Genomic DNA, 21,120 nt, shown 5'->3' on the forward strand with positions numbered 1-21,120 from the left:
TCCAATGAGTGGTTCCTAATGAGTTCCCTGCCGAGATTGTTTCAGCCATTGCGAATCCAGCACTCTATGAAGGAGATTTTGGTCCGGCAGTGGTTGAACAGCAAAAGCTCTTAAATGCAAAAGGAGCCAATTTGCCGATAGATGTTTTTTTTTGGGGCCCTATGACAAAAGCAGCTGTAATCCTGTTTCAGCAACAGCATGGGCTGATTCCTGATGGAACGATTGGCTCGGTTGTCTGGAGAGAGTTGTGCAAAGGCAAACCGCCGATTCGACTAGAGGATGTGTGCCTGTTTTATAAGCCTCTGGATTTTCCTCACCAGACTGAAGCTCTGCAATGGCTACAAGATCAAATTCCTACCCAAACACTGGATGAATTTGATCGTCGCTGGCACCAGAAATTGTAAGCAAACGAACCTTTGGTTGAAAATAGCCTTTTTCTTCCTGATCATCGTCTACAGCTGTCGCCAGGTTGCTTAGGACATTGGATTTAAAGGGGTGTGGGGGCTTCGCCCCCAGCCAGGGGTTCCACCCCTGCACCTGTCCTAAGCCTGATGGCTATTGCTATATCTGTAAGGAGCTGTCGCCATGATGAATACAATCTACAGATTGGGAACCGCTGTGGGAGCGACTCTGGCACTACTGGCGATCGCAAACACCACCCCCAACACCGTTTCAGCAGATAATCCGACAACCAGCACCCATGGTTCGTCACTTATGGTGACTACGAGGCAAATACCCTGAAGGGGGGATGGGGGGATGAGTCGGAAAGTGATGGAGTGACGGAGTGATTGGATAGGAGGGTGGATGAGTTCTGAGTTTCGTCCTCTTACACCTCACACCTCTCTCCTCACTTATATAGCTCTACGCGGGTGCATTAGGACACTGGAATTAGAGAGGGAGTGGGGGCTGCGCCCCCAGCCAGGGGTTTTACCCCTACACCCCGTCCTTAGCCTGATGGCTATCGCTATAACTAACAACCAACAACTAATAACTGACAGCCTACCCACCCGACTCCTGCTGCGTTAGCTCAAGGATCTCATCAAAGCTGAACCGTTGCACGAGGTCTTTGAGGGCTTCTGCCAGGGCGCGATCGCCTTCAGGAATTTGCTCAACCAGTTGTAAAATCTGATCGGCATCGACGGCAAGGGCGGCTTGATGGAGCTGGGCGAGCCATTCAGGGGGCATGGAGGTGAGGGTGATGGAAAGTGGGGGGTGGGGAGTGGGAAGTGGGGAGATGTCTGTATCGCCAGGTTTTGGAGTGTCTGGGGGTTCGTGGGGGGCTGGTTCTTCGGCATAGATGTACTGCACGCCCAGATGGGTTGCCATCTTTTCAAAAATCACTTCTTCCCGGAAGGGTTTGATGACTAAATCATCGCAACCAGCAGTCAGGATAGTTGATTGCTGTTCGTCAAAGGCACTGGCGGTCAGGGCAATGATTTTAGTGGTGTTTTGCACACACACGAGGGCGCGGGATTCGATGTCGCGAATGTGTCGGGTTGCTTCATAGCCATCCATGACGGGCATTCGCATATCCATCCAGATCAGGTGGGGATGCCAGGTTTGCCATTGAGCGATCGCCTCCCGTCCGTGGTTTGCAGTTTGCACCGCAAAGCCGACAGTCAGGAGAAGTTGGGCAATCAGGTCGCGATTTTCGGGGCGATCGTCCACCACCAGAATGCGGTAAGTGGGTTGGTTGGGAGCCAGGCCAATCACACGCCCATGATGACTGGATGGCAGAATTTCTGCTGGATCGGCAAGGGTAACAGGGATATCGAAGCTGAAGATTGAACCCTGTCCCAGGGTACTGGTGACGCCAATGCTTCCTCCCATGAGCTGCACAAACTGGCGACTGATTGCCAATCCTAACCCGGTTCCCTCACGATGCTGGCTGCTGCTTGTGGTTTGGAAAAATGGCTGGAAGAGATCGGTTAACTCATCGGGGGCGATGCCAATGCCAGTATCTTCTACTTCAAATTGGAGGATGAGGGAGTAAGGGAGTAGGGAGGGGTGAGAAGACGAGGAACTCTGATCCTGTAATTTCTGGTTTTTCCCATCTTCGTCATTTCCACTGCCCCGCTCCACGCGTAGGATCACTCCTCCAGTCTGGGTGAACTTAATGGCGTTACTTAATAAATTAATCAACACCTGCCGGAGTTTGCCTTCGTCGGTGACGATATGCTGGGGCAGGTCTGGGGCCAGGTTAAACTGAAGCGATAGCCGCTTATTTTCTGCCCGTACATGGAACATTTCATACACGGTTTGCAACAGCAAATGGAGATCGAAGGGTTCAGGTTTGAGTACGGTTTTACCCGCCTCAATTTTGGACATCTCCAACACATCGTTGATCAAGGTGAGAAGATGTTCGCCGCTACGGTTAATCGTTTCTAAGAAATTACGCTGCTGAGGTGCCAGGGTAGAATCGCGCACCATTAGTTGTGTAAAACCGAGGATGGAGTTCAGCGGAGTTCGCAGTTCATGGCTCATGTTTGCCAGGAAAGTACTCTTGGCACGGTTGGCAGTTTCAGCCGCTTCTTTTGCAACCATGAGGGCGGTTTCTGCATGTTGCCGCTCCAGCTCAGCCCCGGCGCGGGCAGCAAAGATCTTCAGAATCAGTTCCCGTCCAGGGTCGGGTTGCATCGGCTTGATATCGGTGACGGCCAGATAGCCCAGCAGATTGCCTGATGAGCCAAGCAGTGGAATGCCCAGGTAGCTTTCTGCTTTTAAGACGTGAATGTAGGGGTCGTTGGGGAAGTGGGCGGGAACATCTTTGGGATAGAAGTAAACCTGCTTATCTGCAACGACGTGTTCACAGGGAGTGCCATAGAGGTCAATTTCAAAGTTATTCCTGAACTCGCCACCCATCCAGATCGCCAGAATCCGGGCTTTGGTGCGTTTTTCGTTGGCCCACTCGGTGACAAAGGCACAGTGAACTTGCAGGACCTCTGCCAGGTAACGGACGCAGCTACGGAAGAATTCTTCGCCTGTTTTGGAGGCGGTTCCTTCCACAATTAGCCGGAGGGCTTCTTCCTGCCGTTTGCGTTCGGTGATGTCTTCGGAAATGCAGAGCAGGTAGGTGGGGTTGCCGTTGCTGTCAAACAGGGGCAGTTTGAGGGAGCGAGCCAGGATGGTTTGATCGCTGCTTTGAATTAAATGTTCGGGAATTTCGTAGACCGTCCCCAGGGCGATCGCCGTTTCATCCTGTTCCCGGTAGATGTCTGCCAGTTCTTTGGGCAGCAGGTCATAATCGTTTTTGCCGATCGCCCCTTCCCGTGGAAATCCCAGAATCCGGTCTGAGTTCTGGTTGATCAGTACGTAACGGAAATCGTTGCGAATATCTTTTGTGAACAGGGCGAGGGGGATGTTGTTGATGATGCTGTCGAGAAACTGTTGAGACTGACGCAATTCTTCTTCCAGGCGTTTGCGATCGCTGATATCGGCAATCACAAAGTCAATGCAATTTTCTTCCCGGTTCAGCTGTAGCGACAGCAGCCCCCAGGCAATGGTGCCATCAGGACGGAGCAGTTTTTCTTCAAAGTTGCGTACTTCGCCTTCGGCTTCCAGGGCTTTCAGAAGGCGATCGCGGTCTTCTGGGTTGGCGTAGAACTCACGGGTAAACCGTCTGCCCACCAGATCGGAGGGGGCGCTAAAGCCCATAATTTCGGCATAGCGCTGATTGACTTCCAGAAACAGGCCATCTGACAGGCGGGTGCGTCCGATCCCCACATGGGAGTTTTCAAAGATGTTGCGATATTTCAATTCGCTGCGTCGGAGGGCTTCTTCGGCCTGTTTGCGATCGCTGATGTCGCGGGCAATGCCAATCAATCCAATAATCTTACCCTGCACGTCCCGGTAAGGAGTTTTGGTGGTTAGGAATGTGCGCAGGTTCCCGTGGATGGGAATTTTTTCTTCAAAGGTTCTGAAGGTTCCGCCTGCATAGACATCCGCATCAATGTCTTGAATTTGCTGTGCGGTTTCCGGCGGAAAGATGGCAAAGTCATCCCTGCCAATAATTTCCTCTGCTGATCGCCCAAACGCTTCAGTAAATTCACGGTTTACCAGAATGTATTGCCCCTGGAAGTTCTTCACAAAAATGAAGTCATTGGTGCCGTTAATTACCCCATTGAGCAGATTAAAGCTTTCTTGCAGCCGTTCTTCGGCTTGCTTGCGTTCGGTAATGTCCCGTGCCACTCCAACAATTAACGGACGACCATCCTGATCCTGAGAAACGGAAACATTGGCAATTTGCCAGAGCCAGTGTCCATCTCTGTGTCGGGAACGGTACTCAATCCCTGATTGTTTTTCACCCGTTGTGACTGCCTGGTTGAGCGCTTCTATATTTTTCGGTAAATCATCGGGATGAACATAATTCGCAAACGGTTTGCCTTCCAATTCTGATGGGGCATATCCGTGGGTGTAGAACACATTGGGAGAAATGTAGGAAATTTCCCCTTCCGGTGTAAGGGCGAAAATCACATCATTGGCATTTTCTACAATTGTGCGGAACTTGATTTCGCTCTCCCGTAATGCCGCTTCGGCTCGCTTGCGTCCGATGCCGAGGGCAATTTCACTGGCGGCAAATCCCAGCGCTTCAGCAATGGAATCGGTAATAGGTTTGCGCGAAAACATGGCAATTACGCCCAGGAACTGATTCCCTAGCATCAGAGGATAGCCTGCAAAGGCCACTAACCCCTCTTGCTTTGCCCATTCCTGATTGAATGGACTAGGGCTCACCTGCACTGTGTTGGTAATGAAGGGCTGGTGATTTTGGGCGATTGCCCCAATTTTGAGGCTTCCCATGGGTATGCGGCTGTAAGACCCATCTAGCCGGGTGTACATGCCAGCACTGGCTTTCAGTTCCAGTACATTCTCTTCGGGGTTCACCGTCCAGATGCGGGCAAAGGCCGCATTGAGATGAACGACCACCGCTGCTGCGCAACGTTGCAGCATGATGGGCATGGTATCGCTCTGGGCGAGGGCATTGTCTACATCGGCCCGGAAGGCTTCCAGGCTGGCCTGTTCTGCCAGGGCGGCTTCTACTTGCTTGCGCTCGGTCAGGTCTTGCAGGATGGCCTGGATGAAGACGCGATCGCGCAGGGATGGTTCAAGGGCGCTGCCCCCTTCCACTTTTGTCAGGCAAACTTCCACCGGAATCTCACTGCCATCGGGGCGGCGATGAGTCCATTCAAAGCGGTTGCTGCCCTGCTCAAGGGTAATATCAATCAGTTGTCTGGCGAGGCTGTCAGAGTCCTGCCCACCCATCTGAAAGGGAGGAGAAATTTCGCTGGGAAACTTGCCGATAATGTCCTGTCGGGAATAGCCAAGCAGATTAACAGCGGCCTGGTTGCAATCAAAAAATCCATGTTCGTCCAGCAGCATCACAGCCAGACCCGTTGCCTCATAAAGCATGCGAAAGCGGGATTCGGACTGGCGCAGGGCTGCTTCGGCCTGTTTGCGATCAGTCACATCCATCCCAGTGCCAATCATGCGGATGGGGTTGCCGGTGTTGTCACGGAAGGTTTGCCCTTTACCCGCGATCCAGTGAATGCTGCCATCGGCCCAAAGAATGCGAAATTCGATGTCGTATTTTTCTCCTGTTTCAACGGAGCGGGCAATTTCCTGGCTGACCCATTCCCGGTCCTGGGGGTGGATGATCTGAAGAAATTCAGCAAAGGTGCCGCCAAAGCTGCCCCGTTCCATGCCGTGCACCTCTTCCAGATTGTCGGACCATTTCACCTCGCCGGTGAGGATGTTCCAGTCCCAGATGCCCATGCGTCCCGCTTCCAGAGCGAGCCGCAGTCGTTCTTCACTGTCTCGCAATGCCTGTTCTGCTTGTTTACGTTCGGTGATGTCGATGCTGCTACCTTCGTAATAGAGAATGGTGCCATTGCGATCGCGCACCGTGCGGGCGTTTTCAGACACCCAGATGATGCTGCCATCTTTGCAGTAAACCTGGGCTTCAAAGTCGGTGACGGTTTCATTTTCTGCCAGTAACTGTTTGAATTCTTCGCGGCGATCGCGGTTGACGTAAAGTTGCTGGGCAATATCCGTCAATGCCTGCATCATTTCAGCGGGAGAGTCGTAACCGTGCATGTGAGCCAGGGTTGGGTTGACGTTAAGGTAGTGTCCATCGGGAGTCGTCTGGTAAATCCCAACAACAGCATTTTCAAAGATGCTACGGTAGCGTTCTTCGGCTTCTCCGAGAGCGGCCTCTGCCTGTTTACGGCTGCTGATATCGCGCACAACGCAGACAAAACCACCGTTTTGGGTTGCTGAGAGGGAAACTTCCTGGGGAAATCGGCTTCCATCGCGCCGCACACCCATTGCTTCTCCCTGCCAGTGACCGGTGCGGTGAAACTCTGGGAAGATTTCTTGCTCGAATCGGAGCAATTCTACTTCGTCGTAGAGGGCCCGCCAGTTTTTGCCGATTAATTCCTGGGGATTGTCGTACCCGTAAATGCGGGCGTGAGACTCGTTCAAATAAAGGTAAGTTTCGTTCGCATCCAGGATGGCGATGCCGTCTATTGAGGTCTTGATAGCAATGGCTTGCTGTTGCAGGGCCTGTTCATTGCGCTGGCGTTCGCCAATATCCCGAAAGCTCCAGACGCGCCCAATGATTCGATCTCCTTGGCGTAGGGGTTGGGAGTAGCGCTCAAAGATCCGTCCATCTTTGAACTCCAGTAATTCCAGGGTTGTTTCTTCAGGGCGATCGCGAAATAGCTCCCAAACTCTGGCGGTAAAGCCCTCTGGATCTTTCGTCTGGTCGGCTAATACTTGCAACCGTTCATCGGCGTGACCGGGCTGCATTAAGGTTTCTGGCAGTCCCCACATTTGCAGAAACTTCTGGTTATAGATGGGGGTGTTGCGATCGTGGGTCACCACCAGAATGCCGTCTGCAGTGGATTCTAGGGTGGCCTTCAGGAGGGAAAGGGTTTGTTTCTGCTCCTGTTCAACCCGCTGATGCTCCGCCGCCACCCGCCTGGCCTGGGTGATGTCCCGCAGCACCAGTACTACCGATTGACCATTGTCAGCATTGACACAGGTGGCTGAAATTTCCAGCAGGTGGGACTGTTCGCCCTGCCTATACTCATACTCGGTTGTCTGGTATTCTCCCCGGCGTGCCCTGGCATCGGGATAGGCGGTGGCAGTAAGCCCTTGCCCTGCCTGAGCCAACGGCAATAAATCGGCCAGTCTGGAACCAATCAGGGAGGGGGAGGGATGGTTAACCAGGCGATCGAAGGCGGAATTGTACCACTCAATGCATTGCTGAGCATCGGTCCAGACAATGGCGTCCGCGATCGCTTCCAGCGTTATCTCCATCTTGCTCAGAGTGGGTTGCAAGGGATGAGCCGGATCAACGGGGGCAGTGTCCATGTGGGCTTCCTTTCGTGGACAGAGGGCTATACAATTCGGGAGTCTTTTGCAAAAATTAACGTCAAATAGGACTGGCTGCGGTGCTTTTAATATGATAGTGTCAAAAAAAGACGATTTCGTCCTTCCTTTCGCTTTATTGCTTGCTCTTACTGCGGCTTTTGAACCCTTTGTTCAATCGTTTTTCTCAACTAACCCAGCGTTAGCTCAGTCTCCTACGCCGTCTTTGAGTGTGCCCCCGGTCACTCCTCAAAATCAGATGGTGAGGGTCGATGGTTCAACCAGCATGAAAACCATCAACCAGGTGCTGAAAGAGAAGTACGAAGCCAAGTACCCTGGAACAGCGGTTGAATTTACTTATAGTGGAACTCCTGCCGCGATCCAGGCTCTGCTGAATGGGAAGGCGGATCTGGCTGCGATCGGACGGGCGCTGACCGATGCCGAAAAAGCACAGGGGCTGAAGCAAGTCGTTGTCACCCGCCACAAAATTGCCATAGTGGTGGGTCCGGACAATCCATTTAGCGGCAGTCTGGAAGACCGACAATTTGCCCAAATTTTCCGGGGCGAAATTACCGATTGGTCGCAGGTGGGGGGCACGCCCGGTCCCATTCGCTTCATTGACCGACCCGAAGAAAGCGACACTCGCCAGGCATTTCAGAATTATCCTGTGTTCAAGTCGGCTTCCTTTGAAGTCACACCTGATGCTGTCAAGGTTGAAGAAGATAGCACGGAAGCCATTCTCAAAGAATTAGGCAGCGATGGTATCAGCTACGCCATTGCTGATCAGGTCGTTGACCAGCCGGGTGTGCGAGTGCTACCGATGCACAAAACCCTACCCGATGACCCCCGCTATCCCTTCTCTCAACCCCTCGTTTACGTTTATAAAGATGCATCTTCGCCAGCGGTGCGTCAATTTTTGCTGGTTGCAGGTGCCCCTGAAAACGATCTGGCGATTGAGGAAGCGAGGGAAGAGGGGGCGATCGCCCAAGCCACGCCTTCTCCTGATGCCACTTCTGCTCCTGTAAGCCCCGAACCGCCCACTGAACCCGCTACGGCACCCACCGAGCCCGCAGACCCCGCCCTTCTGCGAACCAACTGGGGCAGCATCAGTCACTTTACCGATGGTTCCGTTTCTCCCTGGCTCTGGCTGTTGCTCCTGCCCCTGTTACTTTTGGGCTGGCTTGGTTTACGCAGTAAAGGGAGACGCATGGCCGATGGTACCCTTCCTCCGCCATTGGAAGCCGCCACTCCACCAGCAGTTCCTCCCGCGCCTCCAGAAGTAGTGCCTCCCGTTGTGCCATCCCCCGCAGAAACTCCGCCCGTCTCCCCTGTACCAGGAGTGACCCCACCGGAAGCTACCGTCGGTGCTGTACCAGATGCAACAGTACCAACCAGGCCTGGTGGAATCGACATGGGGTTGGCGGCTGGAGCGGTTGCCGCGGGCGCCGGAGCGGCGGCAACCGCCGGACTGGTAGGCGACAAATCCGCCGCTCGTAGCCAAATCACGTTGACTCCCCGCGGCCATCATCAAGCCTATGCCCATTGGGAATTAACCGATGACCATAAAGCCGAAATCCAGGCCCAGGGTGGCGAGAACCTGATGTTACGCCTCTACGATGTCACGGGTTTAGATCCAGAAACTCGCACTCCCCACAGTACTGAAGAGTTCGACGTGGCCGATTGGTCCTGGGACCGGAACCTGCCCATTCCAGAATACAACCGGGACTACGTGGCGGAAGTTGGTTATCTGACCGCGGATGGTCGCTGGCTGTCGATGGCGCGATCGAACTCAGTCCGGGTCGCTCCCCCCACCTATTCCGACGAGGAGGTAGTGGTCGATGCGCCCAAAATCGATCCGGCACTGGCAGGGGCAACTCTGGCCGCCGGAGCGGGAGCGATTGCAATGGCAGCACGCGACAGTGATGATCAGTCCAATGTGGAAGCGGCGAAGTTTGATGTGGGACAAACGGACCTCAGCAGTGAAGAACTGGCTTCTGTGGATAAAGGTCTTGCGGACCTGCCCGATGGCTATGGTGAGAGCCGGATTGTTTTGATGCCTCGCGATCCGCAATGGGCCTATGCCTACTGGGACACCCCCAATGAACACAAGGAGGAAGTGCGGCGTCAGGGTGGGCAAAAGCTGGCCCTGCGAATTTACGATGTCACCGATATTGACCTGAGTTACCAAGCTCCCCACAGTTTGCAGCAGTATGACTGTGATGAAATGGCACGGGACTGGTATGTGCCCATTCCGGTGAGCGATCGCGACTACATTGCCGAAATTGGCTACCTCACAGCCGATGGTCGCTGGCTCATGCTGGCGCGTTCCAGCCCCTGCCGCATTCCGCCGGTCTTTCCCTCCGACTGGTATGAAGACCACTTTGCCACCATCGATTGGAATGAGGACCTGCGCGGCAAAACCTTTGCTACGCTGATTCCTCCCGGTCGTCGGGTAGCTACCGGCAACCCCATCTACGATCAGATTTTTGGTATGGCAGAATCTGCCGAGGCGATGCGCGTTGCGGGTTCCCTTTTCGGCTCCATGCAGCACGTTCCAGGTTCAGTCTTTGGTTCCATGCAAATGGCCTCTGGAGCTGCCATCAGTTCCTATGTCTTCTCCTCTGGCGTGGGAGTGGTACCTGGAGTGCCCACCCTGTCTGGATTAACCATGTCTGGGGTTGGCTTCTCAGCCTCCATGCCGCCCATTCGCGCCCGCAAGTTTTGGTTAGTAGCGGATGCCGAATTGATTATTTACGGGGCGACTGAGCCCGATGCCACCGTGACGATTGCCGGTCGTCCAATTCAGCTCAACCCCGATGGCACCTTCCGCTTCCAGATGTCTTTCCAGGATGGCCTGCTCGACTTCCCGATCATGGCCGTGGCTGCCGATGGCGAACAAAACCGCTCAATTCACATGAAATTTGTGCGGGAAACCCCTTTCCGCCAGACCAATACAAAAGAGGAAGCTCAGGAGGAGGAATATTAGAGCTTGCTAAACGCGATTACCGGGCAGTTTTTGGCAATCACCCAATTTATCCTGCCAATTTATGCAGGATTTTTTGTGATTGAAAAAATTTTTCCGGCGCAACGGAAACAGCCAGTGCGGGATTTGGTTTTCAACCTGCTCTGGTTTTTTCTGTTCTGGTTTCTCACGATTTTGCTCATTTTTCCCCTCAATCAATTAGTTGGTGTTGCAAAAGCCGTTGTCCCAATCCCCAGGATGTCATTCACCTTTGGTACCGACCTTCCCAGTCAAATTGCCAATGGCATCGTTTATTTTCTAATTTTTGATTTCTTTTACTACTGGTTTCATCGCTTCCAGCACACAACTCCAGCCCTGTGGTCAATTCACAAACTACATCACAGCGATGTTTCCCTTAACGTCACAACCTCAAGCCGCCATCACTGGTTGGAAGAACCTGCCCGTGTCTTCCTGATTGCCATTCCCATGGGGCTCATCTTTGATATCCAGCCCGTCGCCGTGGGGATCGTTGCAACGGTCTTTAACGCTTGGGCTTTTTTCATTCATGCCAACTGGAAGCTGCAATTGGGAATTCTCACCCCGGTCGTCGTCGGTCCCCAACTCCATCGCATCCACCACTCCATTCATCCAGAACATGCCGACAAAAACTTTGCAGCCTACTTCCCCATCTGGGACATTCTTTTTGGAAGTTACTGCCCACCCAAACCCGGCGAGTTCCCCGAAACTGGACTTCATTCCGGTGAGAAAATAACTAACCTCTGGAAAGCCAGCTTTTCTCCCTTTACCGAATGGTGGAACAGTTTTATTAGTCATTAGTTGTTCGTTGGGGGGATGGGTCAATGGGTGACTCATCCTCTCATCCCCTTATCCACCCCTCTCCCCTTGCCTCCCTAATCCCTCTCTTCTCAGATATAGCTCTACGCGGGTGCATTAGGACATTGGAATTAGAGAGGGAGTGGGGGCTTCGCCCCCAGCCAGGGGTTCCACCCCTGTACCCCATCCTAACCATAATGACTACCGCTATATTGGCTCTAATGGATAAAGGTAATAGATAAACCTCTGGGTCGAATCGAGCGATAAAACTAGGATCGCTTTGCACTGGGTATGAGATCATGAATACGGTCAACGGTGATTAACGCGGCTTTAAGAAAATGGCACAAGATCAAAAGAAAACAGTTGTTATTACGGGTGCTTCCTCTGGAGTGGGCTTACACGCTACAAAGGCCCTGGTCAAAAGAGGCTGGCATGTGGTTATGGCTTGCCGGGATGTGCGCAAGGGGGGGGAAGCGGCTCAGGCGATCGGTATTCCGCAGGGCACTTTCACGCTCATGCACATCGATCTGGGAGACCTGGAAAGTGTGCGGCGGTTTGCTCGCGAATTTAGAGCCAGTGGTAGACCTCTCTATGCCCTGGTATGCAATGCAGCCATTTACATGCCCTTGCTGAAGGAACCCTTGCGGAGCCCAGAAGGGTATGAATTAACCATGACCACCAATCACCTGGGTCATTTCCTGTTGTGTAATCTGATGCTGGAGGATTTGCAGAATTCACCTCCTGGAGATAAGCGGCTGGTGATTCTGGGCACCGTGACGCACAATCCCGAAGAGTTGGGTGGAAAGGTTTACCCACGTCCAGATCTCGGCAATTTTGAAGGGTTTGAGGCCGGTTTCAAAGACCCCATCTCTATGGTGGATGGCAAAAAGTTTGAGCCCGTCAAAGCCTATAAGGATAGTAAGGTTTGCAACGTGTTGACAATGCGCGAACTGCATCGACGCTACCACGAATCAACGGGCATCACATTCAGTTCTCTCTATCCAGGGTGCGTTGCCGACACACCCCTGTTTCGCAATCACTACCCCCTGTTTCAAAAACTATTTCCCCTGTTCCAGAAGTACATTACAGGAGGTTATGTTTCTCAAGACCTCGCTGGCGAACGGGTAGCAGCGGTAGTTGCCGATCCGGAGTATCGTCAATCGGGAGCTTACTTTAGCTGGGGGAACCGACAGAAGGAAGGTCGTAAGGCTTTTGTTCAAAAGGTTTCTCGCCAGGCTCGTGATGATGCAAAGGGTGAGCGGATGTGGGAGTTGAGTGCAAAGCTGGTTGGACTTGCCTGATGGAAAGAAGTCATGAGCCAGGAGCCAGGAGCCAGAATTCTCTTTCCTGCTGATTTCTGGCTTCTGACCCTGTTTCATTTTTGGTGATGTACACGCCTGTTGTGATTGGTTTTGGTAATCACCGCCACTCCTGCTGAATTGTGATTTGCCGAATTTGCATGGCTTGCTGAAACAGATGGGTTGGGAAAGCCTGCTCAACGGTCCAGACTCCTGGCTGGTTCAAATCGCCAGAGAGAATAAATTGGGCGATGCTGCCTGCTCCTAATCCTGTTGCTGTTGCGGCATCGGAATGGGTAAAGGTGGCACGATAGTGGGCAGGCTTTCCATCTTTTTGCCCCTTAACCTCTGCCTGCATCGCAACTCCTGTACCACTGAAGCGATCGCTCACCGCGGTCATCATCCGGCTGACCTGTGACAGGAGGTGAATGGCTGTGGGATGTCGGATGACGGCTCCCGGAAACCAGTTGGCAACCAGCCATGTGAGGTGATTGTAGAGGTCGGGAACGGTGCCAAACTTAACGGTCACGGTCTGTACAGGAAAATTCTCGGCCAGGGTGAACGACTCTGGCATATCAAACCAGTAAACACCTGTCCGACCAAACGGCTCTGGAAATTCAACGACTTCCCGCCCCGTGTAGGGTTTCACTTCCTGCCACTGACCCTGCAACCAGACCTTAAACGGATGCTGGAGGGTTAGAAACGTGGTTTGCATGACGGCTTCCCCGGCTCCTCCAGACCCTGCTACCGCATAACTCAAATGAACTTCCTCCGGCACCTCTAATTGCTCAATTCCCAGACGAGCCATGCTATTAGAAATGCCGGGAAAGACGCCAGTGTTAATGACTGCGGTAATTCCTGCCGCCTGCGCCTCAGCCCGGCAACTCAAAGCCGTGCGGGTGAAATTGCGATCGTCGCTCACATCAATGTAATGAGTGCCATGCTCAATACAGGCTTTCAGAACGGACGCATCTCGATAGCGAAAAGGTCCGGCGCAGTGGACGACGAGATCGTGGGTGGCGATCGCCGCTGTCACACGTTGCTGCTCCGCCAGATCAAGCGTTTGAAACTGCACTCGCTCTGTTGGATAGTCTTTCAGATCACCAGCCGCTTGATTGGTTCTTCCAGTAATCGTGATTTCAGCCTGGCTGTGAGCCAACAGATCAGTAACCACTCCCCGCCCAATTCGTCCCCGTCCGCCCAATACCAGAACCCGACTAACCATTGTTTTCCTTAAAGCGTATCGATACCTGGAGCCACACAGTTACGCTTCGCTGATCCATCCTACGATAGTTCGGTATTCTGAAATACTCTAAATACCGACTCGGCGGTTTGCTTCATCGAGTCTCGCGCTTCTTTGAGTGTTTGGGCGATGGGACGCTGGGTATGTAAGAAAACGCGGGCGCAGTTTCGACCGGGCATTCCCGAAATGGAGCCACCGGGGTGGGTGCCCGCTCCGGTCAAAAACAATCCTTCAATGGGGGTTTTGTAGTTGGCAATTTCTGGCAAGGGGCGGAAGAAAACCATCTGCTCCAGGCTCATGTCGATGTGGTAGTACTTTCCTTTAAGTGCTCCCAATCGTTCGCCTAGCTCAGCAGGGCTTTCAACCCGACGGGCGATAATGGCATTTTTCACATTGGGGGCATATTCAGCCAGTTTGTCGATGACGCGATCGGCCACTTTGCTTTTCAATTCATCGGTCCAGCCAGTGCCATGTAAGCCAGTTCCTTCAGCATTTTCAACCTGATAGGGAGCAAAGAATTCAATCCACAGGGTATGTTTGCCCTCTGGAGCCATAGACGGGTCAAGCATAGTTGGCATGACAACGTACATGGAAGGATCGGCGTCTGGAATTCTGCCAATGCTGGGTTCCGAGTGAGCAATTTCAACCTGCTTGACTGAGTCAGCAATCAGGACCGAGCCAATCAGGTAATCATCCTGATGGTTGTAGTTCTCGAAACGCAGAGGCTCGGACAGGGCACAGTCAATTTTGAGGATGGTTTCGTTGTTGTTGACAATGCGTCGTTCCAGGCGATCGCGCAGGTAGAGGTCAGCAGCCTCCAGATTACTCTTATCAACCAGATTAAGTAGATCGAAAATCCTTTAAGGAAGGAGTAGAGTCAGGCTAACCCAAAATTTACCAAAATAGCCATACTACCTACCCCACTTTATTATGCGACACACCTGCCTTGAGTGATGAAAGCACCTTGGAGTGTACGATTGAGTGTTTAATGGAACACCTGCCGTTGGAGATAAACGGCAACTACACAGTGCCAGAGGTGTTTGAAATCTTGGTGCGGGCAGCCAGTCGAGGTGACAGTATTGAGCAGACGGTGCGTAGCCTGGAAGGAGCGCCGAGCGGCAATGGCATCCGTTTTGGAGAAACTCAATGACATGGGAGCATGCGAAGCGCAAGTGAATGCGGCTTTGCAAAGCCGCATCCCACCAAAAATCTGCAAACGACGGCATCACATCGCAATTGATTTGCACTGAATCTCTGACTGGTAGTGCTACAGAAGTAATGATGCATTGTAATGATGGATAAAGTACCAAATTGCGTCAATGTGATTCTCCAGTGACTTGGAAAACGACAAGGTTTTCCGCACTAATCGAGCAAACCTCTGGCACAAGGTGTTGTTGAATTGTTCAACGTAGGGTCAACCCGGTTTCTTGGCCGACCGCTTGATGGCGCTTGCTGGGAAACACTGCTCCATAGGCTGCCCAGAAATCGCTATAGGCAACGGCACACTGACGATAGACCGGTGGTAGTAATGCCCACAATTGCACTGCGGCAGCCTCATCTCGTGCGCCGATGTACACCCCGACCATCTCACGAGTGTCGGCATCGAGGGCTAACCAAACCCACTGTTTATTCCCCTTGTTGGCTACGAATGACCCGAGTTCGTCACACTGCATTGTTAAGCGCCCCTGTTTTTGGGTGTCACCTGAACTTAGCAAGGCACCCCAGCGTATTTCTCATTGACGTAGCTTTGCAAGCATTACCCTGAAACCTGGACAGCACGAGCAATTCCAGCCAATGAAATTCGTTCCAGAAGTAATCGGTCAACTAGGTCCCGTGTGCTTTGGTCAACCACTTTTTTCGTGGGTTGCTCAATGAACTGTCGTCCACAGTCGCGACACTTGAACCGTCGTTTGCCGTTATGGATGCGACCGTTCTTAACCGTGTGGGCCGATGCACCAGTTGGGCAGGTAGACATGGTAGGTCATCAGGCGGAAGCTCTACCTCCTTATCATTACATCTTGAGCACTACCAACCAGCACCTCCCGTAGCATTCTCTATTGAGGAGCGAGATCGCATCATCACAGCTTTTGAGAACGATACCCGACCTGGCATCAATTATCGGCATTATGCTCCCTTCATAAAGTTTTTGTTCTGGACGGGGTGTCGCCCGTGTGAAGCAATCGGCTTACGGTGGGGAAATGTCTCGCCCGATTGTAGCGGAGTCCACTTTTGCGAAAGTATCGTTGAGGTGTCAGGAAGGCTTTAGCGACGGTATGAGGATAAGACTGCGGTGAAGCGATGGTTTAGCTGTCCTCAACGACCCAAAGAGTTGTTACAAAAGATCAGACCTGAAGATTTCGGGCCCGATGACTTGGTTTTTCCGTCCCCTACAGGAAAAGCAATGGTCGAAAGTAACTTCTCTGATCGAACATGGTCAAAGATTCTTGAAAAAGTGGGGCTTGCTAGCAAAGATGGCATCAAGTGGATTGACCCAGAAGGTCCCATAGCTGGGGAGGTTCGCATGGTTCAGTTGTGTTTGGGTGGTAACTTTCACACTAATCTGCGAGTGCCGTTTTACCAAGGGCTTAGCCTCCCTCCTTTTCAAATTTTGTCTGTCAATCAGTTGGATTAGCCAATTTTACAAACTCTCATCCCCCTAAAACAACGTTTTGATAACTGCCCGATTTAACAATTTGGCCCTTCTCCATAAGATAGACTTGATCACCTGCTTGACTGACAAAACTAAGAAGCTGGAAAGCGACTGAGGACAGTAAATTCACGCTTAAAGGAATCATTCTGTTGTTGCTTGGATGCAATGGCAGGTTGAGGATCAGGCAGACTTGAGAGAAACGGATACACCTGAATCTTCCATTGCTGGGTAATGGCAAGACGAATCCAATTCCAACCCAGCTTGAGATAACTCATCCCCCGGTTCCAGTGGGCATCGACTCGGCGGCCATTGCCTGAAGCAACGACCTGCACTCCCTGGAGCACCAGAAACAGTATTGTTAAAGCAATCACTCCGCACAACTGGGAAAGGGCAAACTGGTCACCCAGCCTGGAAGCTTCGAGATTAAATCCGTTGGACTTCAAATCCAAAACGACTCCTCCACACAAAACCGGAGTCGGTATTGAGCAAAGGTTGGCAAGTTCGTCGGTTCGTCGCTCACAATCGTCCAGTCCTCACCCCTTTGCTTGTCGTGAGCAAACGCCAGGTAACCTTGGGGTAGGGGTTTGTTCTGCCGACTGATACCGCCTCTGGGAAGTAAACCTGTCCGGGCTGTAACTGTATCGACGATACTTTGCGCCATTGGTCCTGGTGCTGAAACTGAAACGAACGTTGAATCCGAATCCGAAAATGCCAGCCCAGATTTTCCCGGAGGTATTTCATCAACTTCCCATCGGCAAACCCTCGGTCTGCCAAAAGGACAATGGCTACATCAGTGGGCAGGAGCCTTTGCGCTTGCCGCAACACCCTTTGAATCGTCCACAACCTGACGCTATTGCTAGATTGTGCCACTACTCGCCACGCCACAGGAACGGTTCTGCCCCGATACACCACGCCTACCCAGACGATGCAAAAACGATTCCATACGATGGTCGTGTCGAGGCTGAGGTACAATCGTTCACTGCTCCACTGGGACAAGGCGTGCCCGATGAGGCTGTGATGAGCCCTAACGACATGAATCCGTCGATTGGACAACCATCGACGAAACCGTCGTTGGTGCGACTGGGCAACTTGGGCACGGCTTCTGACATACACGCCAAACCCATTCAGATGCACGTTCTGACTCTGGATCATTCCGATGATCATCCAACACAGGGTTTGCAGGTGGCGGGCATCTTGCCAATGAATCTCACGTTGACTCTAATAGCGCGACAGCGCATCATAAAGACGAAAAGTCGGAGGCATTGATTTAATTGATTTGTGTGGTCACTCATCAGCTTAAATCAGGCTCTACTTCCCTCCTAGCTTTTATTTCATGTCCCTCTCATTTTGTCAGTCAACCAGGTACCCATACATCAATCGAGAAATTAGCTTCTCCTTTTGGAGATAAGTAAATTTAAAAATACTGGCTTGAACATACCAACTAATTAACGATTTAATACAAAAAATTGTGACCACTAGAAAACCAATAAAAATAATAAAATAGTTAACTTTGCCAAGATTTAGAAATGAATAAATTTGGTTTGGTTTAGCCAGGGATTTTTATAGATGAGATCAGGGTTACTTGCCAAGCCGATGAAGGGACCAATAATTCCAATACCAACTACTTCTAAAACAGAGGACAGAACAAATACAAGAAACCATGGGAGTAATACTATTGATTTTGATGGAAAAACATACAACAATTTTGAAATGAACTTCATTGGCGGATAGCTTCAATTAAAGAACTTAACAACAGAATCACAGCCTTAAGTGATCGACAGGGCTAAAACCAGATGCCCTAGTTAATTCCCCCTATGGGAATATAGTCCCTATGGGAACATAGTTTAGTCACGGGAAGACGGCATTCGGCCATATTGATGAGGTAAAAGCTAGACACGCTGAAGAATTGTAGATTATCCGTAAATCTATCCAAATAGATGGACCAGCTACTTCATCACTTCTTTAAGAAAATCTCCGCCACAGAATAATAAGTTCTTGTGTTTACAGTAGATGCTGGACGATTTACAGGAATATTTGATACGGGAAGCAAAGCCTCTACAGAATGACCAGACACTCTCAAAGCCCATAATAATTGCGGTACCAGCGAACAAAGTGCGAAATTCCTTGTTCAATGGAGGTTGATGGACGAAATCCAACATCTCGTATCAAGTCATCTACATCCGCATAGGTTGCGGGCACATCACCCGGTTGAATTGGGAGCAGACACTTTTCAGATACTTTGCCAAGCGCAGCCTCAATCACTTCAATAAAGTGCAGAAGTTCAACAGGTTGATTGTTACCAATGTTGTATAGGCGGTAGCGAGCATTGCTATTTGGTGTATTTGGCCCTTGCCTCTGCTCAGAGAGGGTTTTCTGAGGTGGTTTGTGCATGACACGGACAATGCCTTCAACAATGTCATCAATGTACGTAAAGTCTCGTCGCATTTGGCCGAAATTGTAAACTTCAATGGGCTTGCCTTCAAAGATCGCCTTCACAAACTTGAAATAAGCCATATCTGGACGTCCCCAGGGGCCATAAACTGTGAAAAAGCGCAACCCAGTGGTAGGAATACCATAGAGATGACTGTAGGTGTGGGCAATTAATTCACTAGCTCGCTTACTGGCAGCATAAAGAGAAACAGGATAGTCAACGTTATCTGTTACCGCAAAGGGAACTTTGGTATTGGCGCCGTAAACAGAGCTAGAGGAGGCAAAAACTAGATGCTGAATATCCTGCTGGCGACACCCCTCGAGCAGATTAACAAAGCCAGCAATATTGCTGTCAATATAAGTCCAGGGGTTTTGTAGAGAATACCGAACCCCTGCCTGAGCTGCTAAGTGAATGACTACATCAAACTGGGAGTCTTGAAAAAGATGTTGGGTTGCGACGCGATCGCTCAAATCGAGAAATTGGAACGTAAAATTAGATTCTGCTTGTAATTGTGCTAATCGCGCCTTTTTAAGGCTGACATCATAGTACTCCGTTAAGTTGTCAACGCCATAGATTTGTTCCCCCTCTCCTAAAAGGCGTCGTGCCAAATGATAACCGATGAAACCAGCAGCGCCAGTGATTAGGATTTTCATAGTTCAGTTGTAACTGAGGTAACTGAGACACCTGATCATTGATAAGCCATTTTTCTGTTCCTTCAAATCTTACACAAGGTACTACCAAATCTTACACAAGGTACTACTAAGTTGTGAAACCCCATTGCAACAGGTTCTATGTTTTTTCAATGAAGTTTAAGTATAAGCACTGGTGATAAGCAGCGCAGCTTGCTTATTATTTTGTATAAACAATAATAAATATTGACGAAACAGTTGTCACTGGAAAAGAGTGATAGCCCCTGCTTGACTGACAAAACTAAGAAGCTGGAAAGCGACTGAGGACAGTAAATTCACGCTTAAAGGAATCATTCTGTTGTTGCTTGGATGCAATGGCAGGTTGAGGATCAGGCAGACTTGAGAGAAACGGATACACCTGAATCTTCCATTGCTGGGTAATGGCAAGACGAATCCAATTCCAACCCAGCTTGAGATAACTCATCCCCCGGTTCCAGTGGGCATCGACTCGGCGGCCATTGCCTGAAGCAACGACCTGCACTCCCTGGAGCACCAGAAACAGCATTGTTAAAGCAATCACTCCGCACAACTGGGAAAGGGCAAACTGGTCACCCAGCCTGGAAGCTTCGAGATTAAATCCGTTGGACTTCAAATCCAAAAACGACTCCTCCACACAAAACCGGAGTCGGTATTGAGCAAAGGTTGGCAAGTTCGTCGGTTCGTCGCTCACAATCGTCCAGTCCTCACCCCTTTGCTTGTCGTGAGCAAACGCCAGGTAACCTTGGGGTAGGGGTTTGTTCTGCCGACTGATACCGCCTCTGGGAAGTAAACCTGTCCGGGCTGTAACTGTATCGACGATACTTTGCGCCATTGGTCCTGGTGCTGAAACTGAAACGAACGTTGAATCCGAATCCGAAAATGCCAGCCCAGATTTTCCCGGAGGTATTTCATCAACTTCCCATCGGCAAACCCTCGGTCTGCCAAAAGGACAATGGCTACATCAGTGGGCAGGAGCCTTTGCGCTTGCCGCAACACCCTTTGAATCGTCCACAACCTGACGCTATTGCTAGATTGTGCCACTACTCGCCACGCCACAGGAACGGTTCTGCCCCGATACACCACGCCTACCCAGACGATGCAAAAACGATTCCATACGATGGTCGTGTCGAGGCTGAGGTACAATCGTTCACTGCTCCACTGGGACAAGGCGTGCCCGATGAGGCTGTGATGAGCCCTAACGACATGAATCCGTCGATTGGACAACCATCGACGAAACCGTCGTTGGTGCGACTGGGCAACTTGGGCACGGCTTCTGACATACACGCCAAACCCATTCAGATGCACGTTCTGACTCTGGATCATTCCGATGATTATCCAACACAGGGTTTGCAGGTGGCGGGCATCTTGCCAATGAATCTCACGTTGACTCTAATAGCGCGACAGCGCATCATAAAGACGAAAAGTCGGAGGCATTGATTTAATTGATTTGTGTGGTCACTCATCAGCTTAAATCAGGCTCTACTTCCCTCCTAGCTTTTATTTCATGTCCCTCTCATTTTGTCAGTCAACCAGCGAGCAAGCCTCTGACCTCATGACAGCTATGTGTTGTTATGCCGCTGGGTACTAGCGAGCTGGCGAGCTGATGTATTCAACTTAAAGTATCTTTTCTACTACGGTTTGGCATTGCTGGGTGGCAATACTTATG

General features: G+C 51.2%; 15 protein-coding genes and 1 pseudogene. 7 read left to right on the top strand and 9 right to left on the bottom strand.

Annotated features, from left to right (window positions below; translation table 11 throughout):
• Nucleotides 1-8: 8 nt before the first annotated feature.
• Nucleotides 9-404: a peptidoglycan-binding domain-containing protein gene (locus P4D80_RS15070; RefSeq protein WP_421654825.1), complete on the top strand. Its 396-nt coding sequence runs from the start codon at nt 9-11 to the stop codon at nt 402-404.
• Nucleotides 405-585: 181 nt separating this feature from the next.
• The gene (locus P4D80_RS15075; RefSeq protein ID WP_421654826.1) at nt 586-741 is read left to right on the top strand and encodes a hypothetical protein; all 156 of its coding nucleotides are present in this window, start codon (nt 586-588) and stop codon (nt 739-741) included.
• Between the two features lie 258 nt (nt 742-999).
• Here the strand turns inward: P4D80_RS15075 and P4D80_RS15080 are convergent, their stop codons facing one another.
• Entirely contained in the window at nt 1,000-7,371 is a 6,372-nt protein-coding gene (locus tag P4D80_RS15080; RefSeq protein WP_421654827.1) for a PAS domain S-box protein, read from the bottom strand.
• A gap of 136 nt (nt 7,372-7,507) precedes the next feature.
• Here P4D80_RS15080 and P4D80_RS15085 point away from each other — a divergent pair, with 136 nt between their 5' ends.
• The 3 genes from P4D80_RS15085 (at nt 7,508) to P4D80_RS15095 (ending at nt 12,465) form a co-directional block, all read left to right on the top strand.
• Nucleotides 7,508-10,354, top strand: coding sequence for a DUF4912 domain-containing protein (locus P4D80_RS15085; RefSeq protein ID WP_421654828.1), 2,847 nt, complete (start codon nt 7,508-7,510; stop codon nt 10,352-10,354).
• Nucleotides 10,355-10,357: 3 nt separating this feature from the next.
• Nucleotides 10,358-11,167, top strand: coding sequence for a sterol desaturase family protein (locus P4D80_RS15090; protein ID WP_421654829.1), 810 nt, complete (start codon nt 10,358-10,360; stop codon nt 11,165-11,167).
• A 335-nt stretch (nt 11,168-11,502) separates the two neighbouring features.
• Nucleotides 11,503-12,465 carry a protochlorophyllide reductase gene (locus P4D80_RS15095; RefSeq protein WP_421654830.1) on the top strand — a complete coding sequence of 321 codons (963 nt, stop codon included), beginning with the start codon at nt 11,503-11,505 and terminating at the stop codon, nt 12,463-12,465.
• Between the two features lie 118 nt (nt 12,466-12,583).
• Here P4D80_RS15095 and P4D80_RS15100 read toward each other — a convergent pair whose 3' ends face one another.
• Together P4D80_RS15100 and P4D80_RS15105 are read right to left on the bottom strand one after the other, a co-directional pair.
• On the bottom strand, nt 12,584-13,687 hold the full coding sequence (locus tag P4D80_RS15100) for a saccharopine dehydrogenase family protein (protein WP_421654831.1): 1,104 nt from the start codon (nt 13,685-13,687) through the stop codon (nt 12,584-12,586).
• 59 nt (nt 13,688-13,746) lie between these two features.
• Nucleotides 13,747-14,274 carry a phytoene desaturase family protein gene (locus P4D80_RS15105; RefSeq protein WP_421654832.1) on the bottom strand — a complete coding sequence of 176 codons (528 nt, stop codon included), beginning with the start codon at nt 14,272-14,274 and terminating at the stop codon, nt 13,747-13,749.
• Nucleotides 14,275-14,403: 129 nt separating this feature from the next.
• Between P4D80_RS15105 and P4D80_RS15110 the strand changes: the two genes are divergently transcribed.
• Nucleotides 14,404-14,553 carry a hypothetical protein gene (locus P4D80_RS15110; protein WP_421654833.1) on the top strand — a complete coding sequence of 50 codons (150 nt, stop codon included), beginning with the start codon at nt 14,404-14,406 and terminating at the stop codon, nt 14,551-14,553.
• Between the two features lie 98 nt (nt 14,554-14,651).
• Nucleotides 14,652-14,855, top strand: a complete 204-nt coding sequence (locus tag P4D80_RS15115; RefSeq protein ID WP_421654834.1) for a hypothetical protein — start codon at nt 14,652-14,654, stop codon at nt 14,853-14,855.
• A gap of 117 nt (nt 14,856-14,972) precedes the next feature.
• Here P4D80_RS15115 and P4D80_RS15120 read toward each other — a convergent pair.
• The 6 genes and pseudogenes from P4D80_RS15120 to P4D80_RS15145 form a co-directional block, all read right to left on the bottom strand.
• Nucleotides 14,973-15,680 (bottom strand): annotated as a pseudogene (locus P4D80_RS15120) (IS1 family transposase).
• A gap of 767 nt (nt 15,681-16,447) precedes the next feature.
• A complete protein-coding gene (locus P4D80_RS15125) occupies nt 16,448-16,804 on the bottom strand; it encodes a hypothetical protein (protein WP_421654835.1) in 357 nt (118 codons plus the stop codon).
• 67 nt (nt 16,805-16,871) lie between these two features.
• Nucleotides 16,872-17,507 carry a transposase gene (locus P4D80_RS15130; protein WP_421654637.1) on the bottom strand — a complete coding sequence of 212 codons (636 nt, stop codon included), beginning with the start codon at nt 17,505-17,507 and terminating at the stop codon, nt 16,872-16,874.
• Nucleotides 17,508-18,431: 924 nt separating this feature from the next.
• Nucleotides 18,432-19,439: an NAD-dependent epimerase gene (locus tag P4D80_RS15135; RefSeq protein ID WP_421654836.1), complete on the bottom strand. Its 1,008-nt coding sequence runs from the start codon at nt 19,437-19,439 to the stop codon at nt 18,432-18,434.
• A gap of 277 nt (nt 19,440-19,716) precedes the next feature.
• On the bottom strand, nt 19,717-20,145 hold the full coding sequence (locus P4D80_RS15140) for a hypothetical protein (RefSeq protein ID WP_421654837.1): 429 nt from the start codon (nt 20,143-20,145) through the stop codon (nt 19,717-19,719).
• Nucleotides 20,142-20,777, bottom strand: a complete 636-nt coding sequence (locus tag P4D80_RS15145) for a transposase (RefSeq protein WP_421654637.1) — start codon at nt 20,775-20,777, stop codon at nt 20,142-20,144. The genes P4D80_RS15140 and P4D80_RS15145 overlap by 4 nt, the downstream gene beginning before the upstream one ends.
• Between the last annotated feature and the right edge of the window lie 343 nt (nt 20,778-21,120).

Source organism: Leptothermofonsia sp. ETS-13, from assembly GCF_049200465.1.
Lineage (GTDB): Bacteria > Cyanobacteriota > Cyanobacteriia > Leptolyngbyales > Leptolyngbyaceae > Leptothermofonsia.

Excerpts from the sequence above, each read along its gene's own strand:
- P4D80_RS15105 (WP_421654832.1), bottom strand. The coding sequence starts at position 14,274 with ATGCTTGACCCGTCTATGGCTCCAGAGGGCAAACATACCCTGTGGATT.
- P4D80_RS15135 (WP_421654836.1), bottom strand. The coding sequence starts at position 19,439 with ATGAAAATCCTAATCACTGGCGCTGCTGGTTTCATCGGTTATCATTTG.
- P4D80_RS15145 (WP_421654637.1), bottom strand. The coding sequence starts at position 20,777 with ATGATCCAGAGTCAGAACGTGCATCTGAATGGGTTTGGCGTGTATGTC.
- P4D80_RS15095 (WP_421654830.1), top strand. The coding sequence starts at position 11,503 with ATGGCACAAGATCAAAAGAAAACAGTTGTTATTACGGGTGCTTCCTCT.
- P4D80_RS15100 (WP_421654831.1), bottom strand. The coding sequence starts at position 13,687 with ATGGTTAGTCGGGTTCTGGTATTGGGCGGACGGGGACGAATTGGGCGG.
- P4D80_RS15110 (WP_421654833.1), top strand. The coding sequence starts at position 14,404 with ATGGTTGTAGTTCTCGAAACGCAGAGGCTCGGACAGGGCACAGTCAAT.
- P4D80_RS15075 (WP_421654826.1), top strand. The coding sequence starts at position 586 with ATGATGAATACAATCTACAGATTGGGAACCGCTGTGGGAGCGACTCTG.
- P4D80_RS15130 (WP_421654637.1), bottom strand. The coding sequence starts at position 17,507 with ATGATCCAGAGTCAGAACGTGCATCTGAATGGGTTTGGCGTGTATGTC.
- P4D80_RS15080 (WP_421654827.1), bottom strand. The coding sequence starts at position 7,371 with ATGGACACTGCCCCCGTTGATCCGGCTCATCCCTTGCAACCCACTCTG.